The organism is Vibrio sp. B1REV9 (assembly GCF_905175395.2).
Classification (GTDB): Bacteria; Pseudomonadota; Gammaproteobacteria; order Enterobacterales; family Vibrionaceae; genus Vibrio; species Vibrio alfacsensis.
The window spans coordinates 1,006,471-1,022,371 of the sequence record NZ_HG992745.1; the positions used below are offsets into that span (position 1 = coordinate 1,006,471).

Sequence of the window (15,901 nt, forward strand, 5' to 3'; positions counted from 1 at the left end):
AGAAAGAAAAATGGTGAAGTGATCACACAGGAATTGGACAAATTGAGTAATTCCTATCCAAAATTGAAATTGATAGCCGTTTCAGCCGACAGGGCTTGATGGTAGGATATGTCGTCTATTATTACGCAAAAATGAGCCGAGATATGAGTGAAATCACCCTTCCAGAATACCAAACCATTGCTGCCGAATTGAAATCAGCGAGCCTAGCTGTGACGCCTGCCGAATTACACGGCCTGCTTGTCGGTATGTTAAGTGGTGGATTGGCGATTAATGATCAAACCTGGCAACCTATTCTTTTTGATTACACTAACGAGGGCATGGGATGGCCAGCAACGGCATTAGCTTGTGCGGATAGCGTTTTCAAAGTAACAGTAAGAGAGCTTACGGGCACCTCTATGGAGCTGGAGTTTTTGCTGCCTGATGAACCTGGTGAAGAGGGTTTGTTTGCATTGGCTGATAGCTTGTCTGAGTTTGTTAACCACTTTATTTCAGGTCTTGGTTTAGCAGGCATTGCCCTAAATAAAGCATCTGATGATGCAAAAGAAGCCCTAGCGGATCTTGAAGAAATTGCTAAGTTGGGCATTGATGAAGATGACGATTTTGGTGAACAAGCTCAATTGCTAGAGCAAGTCATTGAGCATGTGAAAGCTTGCGTGTTAACCATTCATGCAGAGTTTGGCGCGCGCCCTGAAAGTAGCGATAGCCAAGCAACCATTCATTAATCAGTCCGATTTCATTTTTTGAATAGCTTCTAGAGGTTAGCATGATGCAATATGATGTTGTTATTGCTGGTGGCGCCATGGCGGGGGCAACGCTTGCGTTGGCGATTGAACATTTATCTAAAGGCACGCTCAATATTGCAGTCGTTGAACCTTTTAAAGTGCAGTCAGAGGGCCACCCAGGTTTTGACTCTCGCTCAATTGCACTGTCTTATGGCACGGTCAATATTTTACGTCATTTAAAACTTTGGCCAGCGATTGAACCTCATGCAACACCCATTGAACATATTCATGTTTCAGATCGTTCTCACGCGGGAATGACGGAAATTACCAAGCAAGACGTTGGCATTGAAGCGCTTGGTTATGTGGTGGAACTAGCGGATGTTGGGCGTGTTTATCAAGGTTTATTCGAGCATAGTCAATCTATCACGCAGTTTTGCCCAAACTCGGTAGCCTCCGTTGAGCGGGAACAAGATAAGGTTCACATTGAACTCAGTGGCGGCGAAAAGTTAGAAGCAAAGCTTCTTGTTGCTGCGGATGGGGCCGTTTCTCAGTGTTGCCAGCAAATTGGTTTAGAGTTGTCTGAACACGATTTTGATCAAGTGGCGGTGATTGCCAATATAGTGACTCAGGAGCCGCATCAAGGTCGTGCTTTTGAGCGTTTCACGCCAAACGGGCCAGTAGCTTTGCTACCGATGAGTGACAACCGAATGTCACTGGTTTGGTGTTTGCGCCCAGAGGAAGCTAAAAGGGTTATGGCATTGCCTGATGGCGAGTTTTTAGAACGATTACAAAATGATTTTGGATGGCGACTAGGAGCAATGAAAAAAGTCGGCCAGCGTGCGAGTTATCCACTGTTATTGCGTCATCGAAAACAGAATATATCGCATCGATTTGCCATCGTCGGTAATGCGGCACAAACGCTTCACCCTATTGCTGGACAGGGCTTTAACCTTGGCATTAGAGATGTGGCGTCACTGGCGGAAGAAATCGTCAAACAGAGTGATGACGTTGGTCGCTATCAAGGTCTAATGCGTTTTAGTGTGAGACGTGAATCGGATCGTCAAGAAACCATTTGGCTAACGAGCTCTCTAGTGCATATATTTTCAAATGACTTACCCGCGATGCGAATAGGGCGGAATTTTGCTCTTGCAACGATGGATAACCTTTCTACTTTTAAGCAGCCGCTGCTACGCCATACACTTGGTATAGTGAAACGATGAACGGCAACGAATTAGGTAACAATAATCAATGATGCAAAGTGTAGATGTCGCCATCATCGGCGGTGGTATGGTTGGATTGGCATTGGCCGCCGCTTTTAAAGACAGTGATCTACGTGTGGCTGTCATTGAAGGCTCTGTGCCGGACGATACGTTGAACGAACTTCCGGATATTCGTGTATCAGCGTTGAGTCGCTCTAGTGAAACAATGCTGCGTAAACTCGGGGCGTGGCAAGGTATCGAGCAACGTCGAGCTTCCCCATACCAAGCAATGGAAGTGTGGGAACAAGACAGCTTTGCAAAAATAGCGTTTGATGCGCAAAGCATGGCGCAGCCAGACCTTGGTCATATTGTTGAGAACCGCGTGATTCAATTAGCGTTGTTAGAGCAAGTACAAAAGCTGGATAACGTGACGCTGTTTATGCCAGCACGCTGTGCAACGTTAGCCGTTGGTGAGCAAGAGAGCTGGCTAACGTTAGATAATGGCCAAGCAATGACCGCAAAATTGGTTGTGGGAGCCGATGGAGCGAACTCTTGGTTACGTAACCAAATGAATATTCCGCTTACGCATTGGGATTACGGCCATAGTGCCTTAGTTGCGAACGTAAAAACAACGGATGCGCACGATGGCATTGCACGTCAGATTTTTACCCCAAATGGCCCGTTGGCTTTTCTACCGATGTCTGAGCCAAATATGTGCTCGATAGTGTGGTCTACTGATCCACTTCGTGCTGAACATCTATTGGCGATGGATGAACATGACTTTAATAAAGCACTAACCAGTGAATTTGACGTGCGTTTAGGCATGTGTGAAGTGATCGGCGAACGTGCGGCATTTCCTCTGAAGATGCGTTATGCACGTGATTTTGTGGTTGAGCGTGTGGCATTGGTTGGTGATGCCGCTCATACGATCCACCCATTGGCAGGGCAGGGTGTAAATCTTGGCTTATTAGATGCTGCGAGTTTGGCACAAGAAGTATTAGCACTTTGGAAACAAGGGCAAGATATCGGTACTAAACGGAACTTGCGTGGTTATGAACGTTGGCGCAAAGCAGAAGCTGCGAAGATGATTGCGGCCATGCAAGGTTTCCGAGATTTGTTTTCTGGTGACAACCCAGCTAAGAAATTCGTACGTGGTATTGGTTTGAGCCTAGCGGGCCAATTACCAGGGGCGAAAGACGAAATCATGAAACATGCGCTGGGCTTAAAAGGCAATTTACCAGAGCTCGCTCGTCAGTAAATGCTGCCATTGTTTCACCAAGCGAAAAACACAAAAAAGGCTGGTTGACCCAGCCTTTGTTATTTCATCGATGTTTTTGCTAAGCGTATGCGCATCTGAGCTTCATAATTTCTTGATTAATCTCTTTTACTGCTTGAAAGTGACGCTTCTCAGCTTTCTCTGGCAGCATTAACTTCCCGTTATCAAACTCGAACTTGCCGACTCCGTAAATATAGATTCTTCCCTTAAAAAGACGACTTATATGTTTAGCAATCATACCTGGTGTATAGCGCTTAAACAGTCTCATATTTACTTTTCCTTATCGTTTACCTAGCCAAGTAATTCTACGTTTTTCGAGTGAAAATTATTGTGACAGCAATAGTATTAAATGTAGGAGATAACTGCTGAGTTAGAGATTTGTGCTTTACTAGACAAAATTACAGAGCAATACCTCAAATAACGTGAGAGTTACCCCAAAAATATACGGTTAAAGGAACTTAAAACTCATTCTTTATACGTTACGGTGCGGTGGTGAGTTTGATTGGCTTAGAAACAAAGTTCGGTCTCTTAAGAAATGGTTTGGTCTCTTAAGAAATCGCTTGGTTTATGAAGAAGCTGCTTAGTTCATTAAGAAAGAGTTGGGTGGTTTAAAAAATAGAAAACAAAAAAAAGCCCGCAAAGGCGGGCGAATAGTCACAGATGCATTACACAAAAGTGGATAACTAACGTGCTGACGATTGTCTTGACGTTAGTCGATTCACTTTTTGTTGGTTAAGTGTTTGTTGAAAGCACAACCAACATAATCAGCATAGATGAGATTTTTACTTGTGACTATTTATGTTTTTAATGTGACTAAAAATCCTGGTAAAAAATTACGATAGATATGAATGAAGTCACATTAGATTAGCGGCCTTGCATATTGTTGCATTTTCAACCGAAGTTAGCGGCAGATATCAGCCAAGGTTGGTTGACACAATTGGAGTAGATCATCGATAGACAGTGCAATACCCGCCATTCGATCTCCGCTACTGATGGTAATTTCTTTTTCTTCCAGTAGGCTTGGGTCAAAAACAATGGGCATATAACGTTTCAGCAATAGCGGGGTCACAGTCCCTACTTTGTAGCCAGTAATGGCCTCGACATCCGCTTGATCTACACAGGTCATCCTGCGGCATTGTAATATCGCACGGACTTTCTTTGGGTCGACACTGCGATCTCCAGGGGTACAAGCCAGGGCATATTGATTGCCCATATCACGTAACAAAATGGCTTTAACCATTTGAGAAGCGCGAATGCCGCGTTGCTGGGCGGCATCCTCAATAGTTGTTGCTGGGCTTTGATGGGGCAGAAGACGAAACTCTATATTCTGATCCACCAAAAACTGCATCAAAGGGGTATGAATGGCATTACTCATCGTTAAGGCTGTATGGTAGCGCTGCGATTTCCCATTCACACTCTGGTTGGGTAACCAAACGTAGACGAGTGTCCTCGTCGAGGTTATTTGGCAATACGATTAGCCCCATCGCTTGGTTATCGTTGAATTGGTAATGCGTTAGCAATGTACCCACTGAGCGCCAGTTTTCGCCCACGCTACGTTCCAATTCAACTGCGCCCTCTTCCAACGCTTCTGAGGTTGTACCTCTCACAATATACATTGCACGTTTGTTAGTACCACGATACTTCGCGCGAGCGACCGTTTCTTGGCCTGTGTAACAGCCTTTAGTAAAGCTGATCCCTCCAAGTGCTTGTACATTGAGAGCTTGTGGGATGTGTTCATTTTGCGCTTGTGAACCGACGAACGGTAGCGCGGATTCAATATCGAAACGTGTCCAAAGTTCATGAGTGGTCAATGTAGCTTGGTTGTTATCAAGCAAAGTTTGTGTCGCTTCTTCCGTAAGAACCAGTAACCAACGGTTTGGCGCTGCTTTCACGGCACTACCGCCTTCAATAGAACGGACATCACCCGTTTCTGCACTTAAAGTAGAGATAAACGCATCCGCATTTTCACCGGCGACACCCAAAATGACATCGCTTGATTCTTCGATGGTCACTTTTGAAAACACGGCGTATTTTTTAATTTCTTTTAGTTCGACTTCAATGGCTGATTTTGGCTGAATCATGCCGTAACCATCGTTGTGATGGAACAAACGAAAGACACTCCACACTTTGCCTTTTGCATCACAATGAGCACCCATCGTTGATTGTTCTTTCTCAAGAGAGACGACATCGCAAGTGACTTGGCCATGAAGGTAAGACTTTTTATCATCCCCAACGATGGTAATCATGCCAAAGTTATTGAGTAGAGAGACAGATAACTCGGGTAAGGAGTCTTGTGTTGATAGGTTTAGAGGTGAAAAGCGAGTTTGCCATTCCATGATTCAATGCCTTTAGAAGATATTTTTCAACTATGTTAATTCCATAATCAGTATTTGTCAGCTTTCAATCAATCTGAGTCACTTGGGTAGGTTAGGGCGTTCGAGAGTCTTAATCCTCAATTGCCATAAAGATTTGGAGCTACTTGGGTATATATTGTGACCCGCACACTAGTGGCGTTGCACATCCCTTGTTACACTCCGCACTAAGAACAAGACATCTATGAAGGAATACTGAATGTACACTGCGGAAGAAAAGGCACGTATTAAATGGGCTTGTCGTCGTGGCATGCTCGAGCTTGACGTGGTGATTATGCCGTTTTTTGAAGAGTGTTTTGATACGCTGACTGAGCAAGAGCAGCGTGATTTCGTCTCTTTATTGGAATGTGATGATCCCGATTTGTTCACTTGGGTGATGGGACATGGTCGTAGTGAAAACCTAGGCCACGCTGCAATGGTTGATAAAATTGTCGCACATAACCTCAGTAAGGTTCGTTAACCTTACCGTTCACTCCTCACAATACGCCCAAGTTTTAAACGGCACGCTTCTTTTTGCTTTAACTTGGGCGATCGTTTTGTTGTCTCATGCCCCGCTAGTCATCTCTATTTATCTACTATTACTGATTATCAAAGCTCAAAGATGTGGTGGCTTTATCGCACCGTCCAGTCAAGGCAATTGGCATGTGCATCGCAATGGCATTGTTAGACAAGATGAGAGCACATCTTTTATTACCAGCACTGATCTATCTGTTCCAGGTATTAAAGTCACATTTGTATTGGCATCGAAAGATTCGATCACGATTTGGCGAGACAGTTGTCATGATGTCAAATATCGGCAACTGTGTTTGATTTTACATCAGTGGAAAATGGGAGCCGAAGCTCCCGAATGAGAAGCGTGCATCCTAAATGCTAAATGCTAAATGCTAAATCCTATTTGCTAGGTGTTAGTATGGTCGGGCCACTATTTTCCAATTGATTTGGATAATCTAAGGTGTAATGCAGGCCCCGACTTTCTTTACGTTGCATCGCACAGCGAACCATCAATTCGGCGACTTGGAGTAGATTACGCAGTTCCAATAAGTTGTTTGAAACGCGGAAGTGACTGTAGTATTCGTGCGTCTCTTGTTGCAGCATTTGAATGCGGCGAAGCGCTCGTTCTAGGCGTTTGTCAGTACGAACGATGCCCATATAATCCCACATGAAAAGACGTAACTCATGCCAGTTATGCTGGATGATAACTTCTTCATCACTATTAGACACTTGGCTTTCATCCCAGCAAGGAACACGAGCTGCTAATTTGGCATCTGCATGATGCGTTAAAATATCTTTTGCGGCAGACCAAGCATAAACGACACATTCCAACAAGGAGTTAGATGCCATGCGGTTCGCACCATGTAGACCTGTGTAGCTCACTTCACCAATCGCGTATAGATTCTTTAGATCAGTGTGACCGTTTTGGTCTACCATCACGCCACCACAAGTGTAGTGTGCGGCAGGAACAATTGGGATCGGCTCTTTGGTCATATCGATGCCTAAATCCATTAATCGAGAATAGATAGTAGGGAAGTGCTTGGTGATAAAATCCGCTGGTTTGTGACTGATGTCCAAGTACATGCAGTCTGCGCCTAGACGTTTCATTTCAAAGTCGATAGCACGCGCAACAACATCACGTGGTGCGAGTTCTTTGCGTTCATCGAAATCCGGCATGAAACGAGATCCATCAGGACGACGCAGGTAAGCGCCTTCACCGCGTAAAGCCTCGGTTAATAGGAAGTTACGTGCTTCAGGGTGGAATAAGCAAGTTGGGTGGAATTGGTTGAACTCTAGGTTTGCAACGCGGCAACCTGCACGCCATGCGATGGCAATACCGTCGCCTGATGATACATCCGGGTTAGACGTGTATTGGTAAACTTTAGAAGCGCCGCCAGTTGCAAGAACCACAAATTTTGCACGAACAGTTTCTACTTGCTCTGCATTACGGTTCCAGATGTAAGCACCGATCACCTTGCTTTTATCGCCACCGATTTTATCTTCAGTGATCAGGTCGAGCGCATTATGGCGTTCAAAGACATGAATGTTTGGATGGTTATGAGCGTTATCTTGTAGCGAAGTTTGCATAGCCATGCCAGTTGCATCTGCGGCATGTAGAATTCGGCGACGACTGTGTCCGCCCTCGCGAGTCAGGTGATAACGGGGTTCATCGTCGGAATCATCGTCTTCACGATCGAATGGTACACCGCCATCAATCAGCCACTGCACGCACTCTTTTGAGTTTTCCGCGATGAACTTAACGGTCTCTTCATCACAGATTCCATCCCCAGCAATTTGCGTATCTTCAACGTGAGACTCAATGGTGTCTGACTCATCAAATACGGCAGCGATACCACCTTGCGCATAATAGGTGGCCCCCTCACTGCGAGTACCTTTGCTAAGTACAATTACCTTACAGTGATTGGCAACACGCAGAGCTAACGACAAGCCTGCTGCACCACTTCCCACCACTAATACGTCACATTCGTGATCACGATTTGTGTTCATATAACTTTTACAATCCCAAGCTAAGGTAACAAGGCTACCTTGTGTATATATTGCACACCATGTGCATTCCATTACTGCGATATCCATCGCCAAGCGCTAAGTTAAGTGAGCGTTTTATATCTCTGTAACTTTGGTGACTTAAGCCACTCTTATTGATATGCAGGCCTGTGACATGCAAATACTTCCTAAATCAATTTTAAACTGGATGGTGAATGGCTCTTCGCCATACCAATGAAAAGTAATAGTTTGTCAATGCCATTGCTTTTCTAGTGCCTACCTAGCACAATCTGGAGCAGATAATATTCATTATACCCATTTCCCCAACACTATGCTTGCTTGTCATTATTCGACTTAAGTCAAGCTAGAACAGGGATTTGGCTAGTTGCATCACACTGTGGAAAAGCAATGATAAAAAAATAAGAAAGTCATGGAACTTTCTTATTCATGTCACAGTCACAATAGTGCTCAAGTAAGCAGTGGTGTCAATACTACGTTTTGCATAATTAGTACCCATATCTGAGAAGAGTAGGGGCATAACAAATAGGAGTATCCGCTCGAATGAACGAGCAGCTGACCGATCAAGTATTGATTGAGCGAGTTCAGAATGGCGATAAGCAAGCATTTAATCTGTTGGTAATGAAGTACCAAAACAAAGTATGCAATCTTATTTCCAGATACGTAAGTAATCCTGGCGATGTTCCAGATGTAGCACAAGAAGCGTTTATCAAGGCTTACCGAGCTATCCCTAGTTTTCGTGGGGAGAGTGCGTTTTACACGTGGCTGTATCGCATTGCAGTGAATACTGCGAAAAATCACATTGTTGCACAAGGCCGTAGACCGCCAGCAACGGATGTCGATGCTGAAGAAGCTGAATTTTACGAAACAGGTAATGCGCTAAAAGAAATTTCGAACCCTGAGAACTTAACGTTGTCCAAAGAATTGCAACGGGTAGTGTTCAGTGCAATAGAAGCCTTACCTGAAGATTTAAAAACGGCAATGACTTTACGCGAGCTCGATGGCTTGAGTTATGAGGAAATTGCTGAAGTAATGGATTGCCCAGTGGGAACGGTACGATCTCGTATCTTCCGTGCTCGTGAGGCGGTGGAAAAGAAAATAAAACCTCTTTTACAGCGCTAGTACACAAGTGATAACTATGGTGAAAATAATGGCTGACAAAGAAAAACTTTCAGCGCTCATGGATGGAGAATTGGTCGATAAGGCTTTGATTCAAGAGCTAGAACAGGACCAAGAAAGCCGTGATGCTTGGCAAAACTATCATCTAATTGGTGATGTGATGCGAGGCGAAGCGCCAGCAAAACCTGAGTGGAATATTGCTGAAAGCGTAGCGTTAGCGTTAGAAGACGAACCTGCGCACCGTGCTATCGATTCACATAGTGCAAATGTGATTTCGATTCATGACGCACCAAAAGAGTCACAACCTGAACCACAGAAAGCGAAACGCCAACTGCCCGCATGGTTGACTCAGTTTGGTCAAGTGGCTGTTGCTGCTTGCGTCTCCCTTGCGGTGATATTAGGTGTGCAGCAATACGGTGGTAGTGATCCAATGTCGCCACAGGTGGAACAACTTCCTGTGCTTCAAACGATTCCGTTTGCAGGCAGTGCAGAGCCGGTGAGTTTGACGCGTGAATCGGTTGAGCGCTCTGTCGGTGAAGCAAATATGCAAGAGCAGCGTAAACGCGTTCATGCTATGCTTCGAGACTACGAACTTCAGCTACGAATTAACAGTGATGCCTCTCAGCAGGATGCACATCTGACTCCGGATATTGAATGAAAAAACTTCTGTTCAGCGCTTGCGCTCTGTTCAGTCTGATGTCTTCGCAAGCCTTTGCTGGTGACAAACCAGCGGAGGCTTTATTACATCAAATGAGCGAGGCGAGCAAAAATTTAAGCTATGAGCTCTCCTATATCCTTATTAAAAAGAACAGTATAGAACCTTTACTGTATCGTCACGCGACTCATGGGGACGACCAATACGCGCATCTTGTGTATTTGAGTGGCCCTGTACGAGAAGTGATTCGTCGCGGCTCAGAAGTGAGTTACATTGAAACCGGAGCAGAGCCGTTTACGATTGAATCAGGCAAGATGGTCGCACCGATCATGCCAATGTTGAACACCAACATTGATGATTTAAATCTCTACTACGACTATGTTCAAGTTGGCCGAGCGCGTGAAGCGGGTGTTGCAACGCAAGTGCTACGCATCGTTCCAAAAGATGGTTTACGTTACTCCTACATGTTGTGGATTGACGAAAAAAGTAAACTGCCGTTGCGTGCCGATCTCGTCGATAGAGACGGTGAAATGCTTGAGCAATATCGCACGATCTCATACACGGTGACCCCTCAAATTGCCGACCTGATGAGCGGATTGAAAGACGTTCAATTGCCGGCGGTGTTAACAATGCCAAAAGGTGATATTGGTACGAGCAATTGGCATGTTGGATGGATACCTGCCGGCTTTCACCCAAATGAACTGAATCGCTACCGCATGGCAGTGACGGACCAATTGGTCGAAAGCCAAATGTATTCTGATGGGTTATTTAGCTTTTCTGTTTATGTCGCGAGCAAAGATGAGCATTCATTAAAAGGGCAATTGGTTCGCCAAGGCCGTCGTACTTTGCATAGTTTTGTGAGCGGCAACCATGAGATTTCGGTCGTGGGTGATATCCCACCGACAACGGCGCAGCGTATCGCTCAATCCGTGACGTTTAATGTTGCAAAGAGTGACGTGCAATGATGACAGCATTGGCTACCGTGACGGAAGTTCATCGTCACGGTAAGCATTACCATATTGATTTGAGTTGCGAGCAGCAAACCAGCTGTAGTAGTTGTTCATCGCAAAAAAGTTGTGGTACGGGCGTTGTCACTAAAGCCATTGGCAATAAATCGCTGTCATGGCATTTACGAACTGAGCAATCTGTCAAAGTCGGTCAGGTTGTCGAAATTGGTTTTCCAGAATCGAGCCTGATCAAATCAGCAATGGCGGTGTATCTTTTACCTCTATTTGGGTTAATCGTGGGTGCACTTATTGGTCATTTGTTTTTTGCTCCGCTCATTGGAGGCGGCGAGGGAATGGTTATTCTCACTTCTGCACTATTTGTTGTTGGTGGGATGTATGTAGCAAAACGCGTTTCTCGTCCCTTAGAAGAGGCGTCCAAAAAACAAGTCACGCTTATTCGTATCCTTGGCGAGCCAATCCAATAGTTGCCCCCTCATTTCTGAGTCATTCCGGTATATACTTTAAAACAGGTGCGCCCGTTCACGAAATTGGGTAGAATCTGCCAACTTGATTGAAATGCCGTCAGCTGACGGCTTTCTTACTGTCCCTATTTGTAAAGAGTTAGTCACCCTAAATCTATGAAGCACATTCGTAACTTTTCGATTATCGCCCACATCGACCATGGTAAGTCGACCCTATCAGACCGTTTAATCCAAGTATGTGGAGGTTTAAGCGATCGTGAAATGGCCGCACAGGTTCTGGATTCTATGGATCTTGAACGTGAGCGTGGTATCACCATTAAATCTCAGAGTGTGACGCTAAACTACACCGCTAAAGACGGTGAAACATACCAGCTGAACTTCATCGATACTCCGGGACACGTTGACTTTGCGTACGAAGTATCACGCTCTCTAGCCGCTTGTGAAGGCGCGCTATTGGTGGTTGATGCAGGTCAGGGTGTAGAAGCGCAAACGCTCGCTAACTGTTACACCGCGATCGAAATGGATCTAGAGGTTGTGCCAATCCTTAACAAGATTGACCTACCAGCTGCGGATCCTGAGCGTGTAGCGGAAGAAATTGAAGAAATCGTTGGTATTGATGCAATGGAAGCAACCCGCTGTTCTGCGAAGACAGGTCTAGGTGTTGATGACGTGCTAGAAAATATCGTTTCAGCGATTCCTGCACCAGAGGGCGATCCAGACGCACCACTGCAAGCGTTGATCATTGACTCATGGTTTGATAACTACCTTGGCGTTGTTTCTTTGGTTCGTATTAAAAACGGCTCACTGAAGAAAAACGAAAAGATCAAAGTCATGAGCACAGGTCAAACTTGGGGCGTAGATCGTCTAGGTATCTTCACACCTAAGCAAGTCGATACTGATGTTCTTAACACTGGTGAAGTGGGTTGGGTGGTTTGTGGTATTAAAGACATCCTTGGTGCTCCTGTTGGTGATACGCTAACCCTAGCGAAAAACGGCAGTGAAAGCCCACTACCAGGCTTTAAAAAAGTAAAACCTCAGGTATATGCAGGTCTATTCCCTGTATCGTCTGATGACTATGAAAACTTCCGTGATGCGTTAGGCAAACTTAGTCTAAACGATGCGTCGTTGTTCTACGAGCCAGAAAACTCGGCGGCACTAGGCTTTGGTTTCCGTTGTGGTTTCCTTGGTATGTTGCACATGGAAATCATTCAAGAACGTTTAGAGCGTGAATACGATCTTGACTTGATCACAACCGCACCAACGGTAGTTTACGAAGTTGAACAAACCAATGGCGATGTTCTGTATGTAGATAGCCCTGCTAAGCTGCCAGCCGTGAATGATATCGAGCACATTCGTGAGCCAATTGCGCGCTGTAATATCTTGGTACCAGCAGACTACCTAGGTAATGTTATTACCCTATGTGTAGAAAAGCGTGGCATGCAAGTTGACATGGTTTACCACGGTAACCAAGTTGCAGTGACATACGACATTCCGATGGCGGAAGTTGTTTTGGACTTCTTCGACCGTTTGAAATCAACGTCTCGTGGTTACGCATCATTGGATTACAACTTCCAACGCTTTGAAGAATCAAACATGGTTCGTGTCGACGTTCTATTGAATGGTGATAAAGTGGACGCGTTGGCGATCATCACTCACAAAGATCAAGCACAAAGCCGTGGTCGTTTGTTAGTTGAGAAGATGAAAGAGTTTATCCCTCGTCAAATGTTCGACATCGCAATCCAAGCGGCAATCGGTAACCACATCATCGCACGTTCGACAGTGAAACAGCTACGTAAGAACGTAATCGCGAAATGTTACGGTGGTGACGTGAGCCGTAAGAAGAAACTTCTGAAGAAACAGAAAGAAGGTAAGAAACGTATGAAGCAGATCGGTAACGTAGAGCTGCCTCAAGAAGCGTTCCTAGCGATTCTTCACGTGGGTAAAGACTAGAGTTGAACTTTATCTCACTCTTGTCTGTCCTAAGACGTAGATAATAAAATAAGTGAAAGGGTTTCGGCTCTTTCACTTTCGTATTTTTAGATAAGGGAATTTAATGGCGAATACATTTTCACTGATCCTCGTTATCGTGACACTGATAACAGGTGTAGTTTGGCTACTTGAAAAACTGGTGTTTGCGAAAAAGCGTCAAGCCAAAGTTGCGGAAATCCAAGCTCAGACAGCTAATGGTTTGGATGCGGTGACACTTCAGAAAGTTGAAAGCCAACCTTGGTGGATAGAGAACAGCGTTTCTATCTTTCCTGTGATTGCATTCGTTCTTGTATTGCGTTCTTTTATCTATGAACCGTTCCAAATTCCATCAGGCTCAATGATGCCAACTCTGCTAGTCGGTGACTTCATCTTGGTGGAAAAATACGCGTATGGGTTGAAAGATCCAGTATGGCGTACTCAGCTAGTAGAAACTGGCAAACCAGAGCGTGGTGATATTGTGGTATTTAAGTACCCACCTCAACCAAATATTGATTATATCAAGCGTGTTGTTGGCCTACCGGGCGATACTGTTCGTTACTCAGAGGGTAAAGATCTGTGTATCAAAACAAAAGGTGAGTCGGTTTGTAAGCCAGTGAAATTGAGTAATGTAGAGGAAAGCCCATTTATTCAAAACGGCATTCCTCTGATTCAAATGAACGAAAAGTTGGGTGACGTAGCCCATCAAATTTTGGTTAACCCACTGTCTCGAGATCGAGTGCAGAGCTACCAGCCACGTCCTGGAGTGAATGAGTGGGTTGTACCGCAAGGTCAGTACTTTGTGATGGGTGATAACCGTGACAACAGTGCTGATAGCCGTTACTGGGGCTTTGTACCAGAAGCAAACTTAGTCGGAAAAGCAGTCGCTATCTGGATAAGCTTTGAGTTTGAGCGCAGTGCAGACAGCGTTCTACCTTCATGGATTCCTACCGGTGTGCGTTTTAATCGCATCGGTGGTATTCACTAACCACTACATATCGAGAGAGTATGAATTCTCCAATTGATAAATTAGAGAGAAAGCTTGGCTATCAGTTTAATAATGCTGAGCTTATCCATCTGGCGCTGACTCACCGCAGCGCCAACAGTAAGCATAATGAACGTCTTGAGTTTCTGGGCGATTCAATTTTAAGTTTTGTCATCGCTGATGATTTGTACCATCGTTTTCCAAAAGTAAACGAGGGTGACATGAGCCGTATGCGCGCAACGTTGGTTCGCGGACACACATTGGCGGAACTGGGTCGTGAATTCGGTCTAGGAGATTATTTAAAATTAGGTCCAGGTGAATTGAAGAGTGGCGGATTCCGCCGAGACTCTATTCTAGCCGATGCGGTAGAAGCCATTATTGGTGCGATTTACCTTGATAGTGATCTTGAAGTTGTGCGTGGTATTGTACTGAGTTGGTACAACAGTCGTCTTGAGGCGATTAAGCCAGGCGTATCACAGAAAGATCCAAAAACTCGCCTACAAGAGTTCCTGCAAGGCAGAAGAAAACCACTGCCAGCTTACACAGTGACTAATATTAAAGGTGAAGCGCACAACCAAGAGTTCACGGTTGAGTGTGAAGTAGCAGGTGTGGATAAGCCTGTCATTGGTAAAGGCACCAGCCGCCGCAAGGCAGAACAAGCGGCTGCAGAAACAGCACTTGAGCAATTAACAAATGGCTGATAACGAATTCGATATCGATGCATATTTTGCATCACCTGGTGAGCAAAGTTCACCAGAGAACCAACATTGTGGCTTCATTGCTATTGTTGGCCGCCCTAACGTAGGTAAATCGACGCTTCTGAACAAAATTTTGGGTCAGAAAATTTCGATCACGTCACGTAAGCCGCAAACGACACGTCACCGAATTATGGGCGTGGATACGGACGGTGATTACCAAGCGATTTACGTTGATACACCAGGACTTCACATTGAAGAAAAGCGTGCCATTAACCGTTTGATGAACCGTGCGGCAAACTCCTCTCTGAGTGATGTAAACTTGGTGTTCTTCTTGGTTGATGGTACGCATTGGACCAAAGACGACGAGATGGTTCTGACTAAGCTTCAAAAATCGAACTTCCCAGTTGTGCTTTGTGTAAACAAAGTCGATAACGTGCAAGATCGTAACGAAGTGATGATGCACATGGCAGACATGTCCAAGAAAATGGATTTTGTTGATGTTGTGCCAATCTCTGCGAAGCAAGGTAAGAACATCGACGTACTGCGTAAGCATGTGCGTGAACACTTACCGAAAGCGACGCATCACTTCCCAGAAGAGTATGTAACAGACCGTTCTCAGCGTTTCATGGCGTCAGAAATCGTACGTGAAAAGCTGATGCGTTTTACTGGTGAAGAACTCCCTTACTCGGTAACAGTTGAAATCGAACGCTTCGATTACAACCCTGAAACCGACGGCTTCCACATCAATGCTTTGATTCTTGTTGAGCGTAACGGTCAGAAGAAAATGGTGATTGGTAAAGGTGGTGAGAAGATCAAGACCATTGGTCGTGAAGCACGCCTAGATATGGAAGAGTTGTTCGGGCGTAAGGTTTACCTTGAGACTTGGGTTAAAGTGAAATCAGGTTGGGCGGATGACGAACGTGCATTGCGCTCACTCGGTTACATTGACGACCTATAAGCTTGGTTA

General features: G+C 45.0%; 17 protein-coding genes. 13 read left to right on the forward strand and 4 right to left on the reverse strand.

Annotated elements, in window-relative coordinates:
- Positions 1 to 143 precede the first annotated feature (143 nt).
- From KHN78_RS10235 to KHN78_RS10245, 3 genes are read left to right on the forward strand one after another with little or no spacing between them, the layout of a single operon-like run.
- Positions 144 to 722: a YecA family protein gene (locus KHN78_RS10235; RefSeq protein ID WP_128810160.1), complete on the forward strand. Its 579-nt coding sequence runs from the start codon at positions 144 to 146 to the stop codon at positions 720 to 722.
- 41 nt (positions 723 to 763) lie between these two features.
- Positions 764 to 1,942, forward strand: coding sequence for a 2-octaprenyl-6-methoxyphenyl hydroxylase (gene ubiH / locus KHN78_RS10240; protein ID WP_211915961.1), 1,179 nt, complete (start codon positions 764 to 766; stop codon positions 1,940 to 1,942).
- A gap of 28 nt (positions 1,943 to 1,970) precedes the next feature.
- The gene (locus tag KHN78_RS10245; RefSeq protein WP_211915962.1) at positions 1,971 to 3,179 is read left to right on the forward strand and encodes an FAD-dependent 2-octaprenylphenol hydroxylase; all 1,209 of its coding nucleotides are present in this window, start codon (positions 1,971 to 1,973) and stop codon (positions 3,177 to 3,179) included.
- 79 nt (positions 3,180 to 3,258) lie between these two features.
- On the opposite strand, the gene KHN78_RS10250 is transcribed toward KHN78_RS10245, so the two are convergent.
- From KHN78_RS10250 to ygfZ, 3 genes are all read right to left on the reverse strand, one after another.
- Positions 3,259 to 3,465, reverse strand: coding sequence for a DUF1107 domain-containing protein (locus KHN78_RS10250; RefSeq protein WP_005449772.1), 207 nt, complete (start codon positions 3,463 to 3,465; stop codon positions 3,259 to 3,261).
- Positions 3,466 to 4,098: 633 nt separating this feature from the next.
- Positions 4,099 to 4,572: an aminoacyl-tRNA deacylase gene (locus KHN78_RS10255; RefSeq protein WP_211915963.1), complete on the reverse strand. Its 474-nt coding sequence runs from the start codon at positions 4,570 to 4,572 to the stop codon at positions 4,099 to 4,101.
- A complete protein-coding gene (gene ygfZ, locus KHN78_RS10260; RefSeq protein WP_211915964.1) occupies positions 4,565 to 5,533 on the reverse strand; it encodes a tRNA-modifying protein YgfZ in 969 nt (322 codons plus the stop codon). Before ygfZ ends, KHN78_RS10255 begins: the two co-directional genes overlap by 8 nt.
- A gap of 235 nt (positions 5,534 to 5,768) precedes the next feature.
- Here ygfZ and KHN78_RS10265 point away from each other — a divergent pair, with 235 nt between their 5' ends.
- Together KHN78_RS10265 and KHN78_RS22150 are read left to right on the forward strand one after the other, a co-directional pair.
- Positions 5,769 to 6,029, forward strand: coding sequence for a succinate dehydrogenase assembly factor 2 (locus tag KHN78_RS10265; RefSeq protein WP_128810164.1), 261 nt, complete (start codon positions 5,769 to 5,771; stop codon positions 6,027 to 6,029).
- On the forward strand, positions 5,998 to 6,420 hold the full coding sequence (locus KHN78_RS22150; protein ID WP_411912344.1) for a protein YgfX: 423 nt from the start codon (positions 5,998 to 6,000) through the stop codon (positions 6,418 to 6,420). Before KHN78_RS10265 ends, KHN78_RS22150 begins: the two co-directional genes overlap by 32 nt.
- Before the next feature lie 40 nt (positions 6,421 to 6,460).
- On the opposite strand, the gene nadB is transcribed toward KHN78_RS22150, so the two are convergent.
- Entirely contained in the window at positions 6,461 to 8,068 is a 1,608-nt protein-coding gene (gene nadB, locus KHN78_RS10270; protein WP_211915965.1) for an L-aspartate oxidase, read from the reverse strand.
- A gap of 558 nt (positions 8,069 to 8,626) precedes the next feature.
- On the opposite strand from nadB, the gene rpoE reads away from it, so the two are divergent.
- The 8 genes from rpoE to era all read left to right on the forward strand — a co-directional run bounded on the left by rpoE (position 8,627) and on the right by era (position 15,892).
- Positions 8,627 to 9,205, forward strand: coding sequence for an RNA polymerase sigma factor RpoE (gene rpoE / locus KHN78_RS10275; protein WP_128810166.1), 579 nt, complete (start codon positions 8,627 to 8,629; stop codon positions 9,203 to 9,205).
- 28 nt (positions 9,206 to 9,233) lie between these two features.
- The gene (locus tag KHN78_RS10280) at positions 9,234 to 9,860 is read left to right on the forward strand and encodes a sigma-E factor negative regulatory protein (RefSeq protein ID WP_211915966.1); all 627 of its coding nucleotides are present in this window, start codon (positions 9,234 to 9,236) and stop codon (positions 9,858 to 9,860) included.
- Positions 9,857 to 10,822, forward strand: coding sequence for a sigma-E factor regulatory protein RseB (gene rseB / locus KHN78_RS10285; RefSeq protein WP_128810168.1), 966 nt, complete (start codon positions 9,857 to 9,859; stop codon positions 10,820 to 10,822). The genes KHN78_RS10280 and rseB overlap by 4 nt, the downstream gene beginning before the upstream one ends.
- A complete protein-coding gene (locus tag KHN78_RS10290; protein WP_128810169.1) occupies positions 10,819 to 11,289 on the forward strand; it encodes a SoxR reducing system RseC family protein in 471 nt (156 codons plus the stop codon). The genes rseB and KHN78_RS10290 overlap by 4 nt, the downstream gene beginning before the upstream one ends.
- Before the next feature lie 153 nt (positions 11,290 to 11,442).
- Entirely contained in the window at positions 11,443 to 13,236 is a 1,794-nt protein-coding gene (lepA, locus tag KHN78_RS10295) for a translation elongation factor 4 (protein ID WP_128810170.1), read from the forward strand.
- 103 nt (positions 13,237 to 13,339) lie between these two features.
- Complete coding sequence (gene lepB, locus KHN78_RS10300) at positions 13,340 to 14,239, forward strand: signal peptidase I (RefSeq protein ID WP_211915967.1); 900 nt, start codon at positions 13,340 to 13,342, stop codon at positions 14,237 to 14,239.
- Positions 14,240 to 14,259: 20 nt separating this feature from the next.
- On the forward strand, positions 14,260 to 14,937 hold the full coding sequence (gene rnc, locus KHN78_RS10305; protein WP_128810172.1) for a ribonuclease III: 678 nt from the start codon (positions 14,260 to 14,262) through the stop codon (positions 14,935 to 14,937).
- Positions 14,930 to 15,892: a GTPase Era gene (era, locus tag KHN78_RS10310; RefSeq protein ID WP_128810173.1), complete on the forward strand. Its 963-nt coding sequence runs from the start codon at positions 14,930 to 14,932 to the stop codon at positions 15,890 to 15,892. The genes rnc and era overlap by 8 nt, the downstream gene beginning before the upstream one ends.
- Positions 15,893 to 15,901 lie beyond the last annotated feature (9 nt).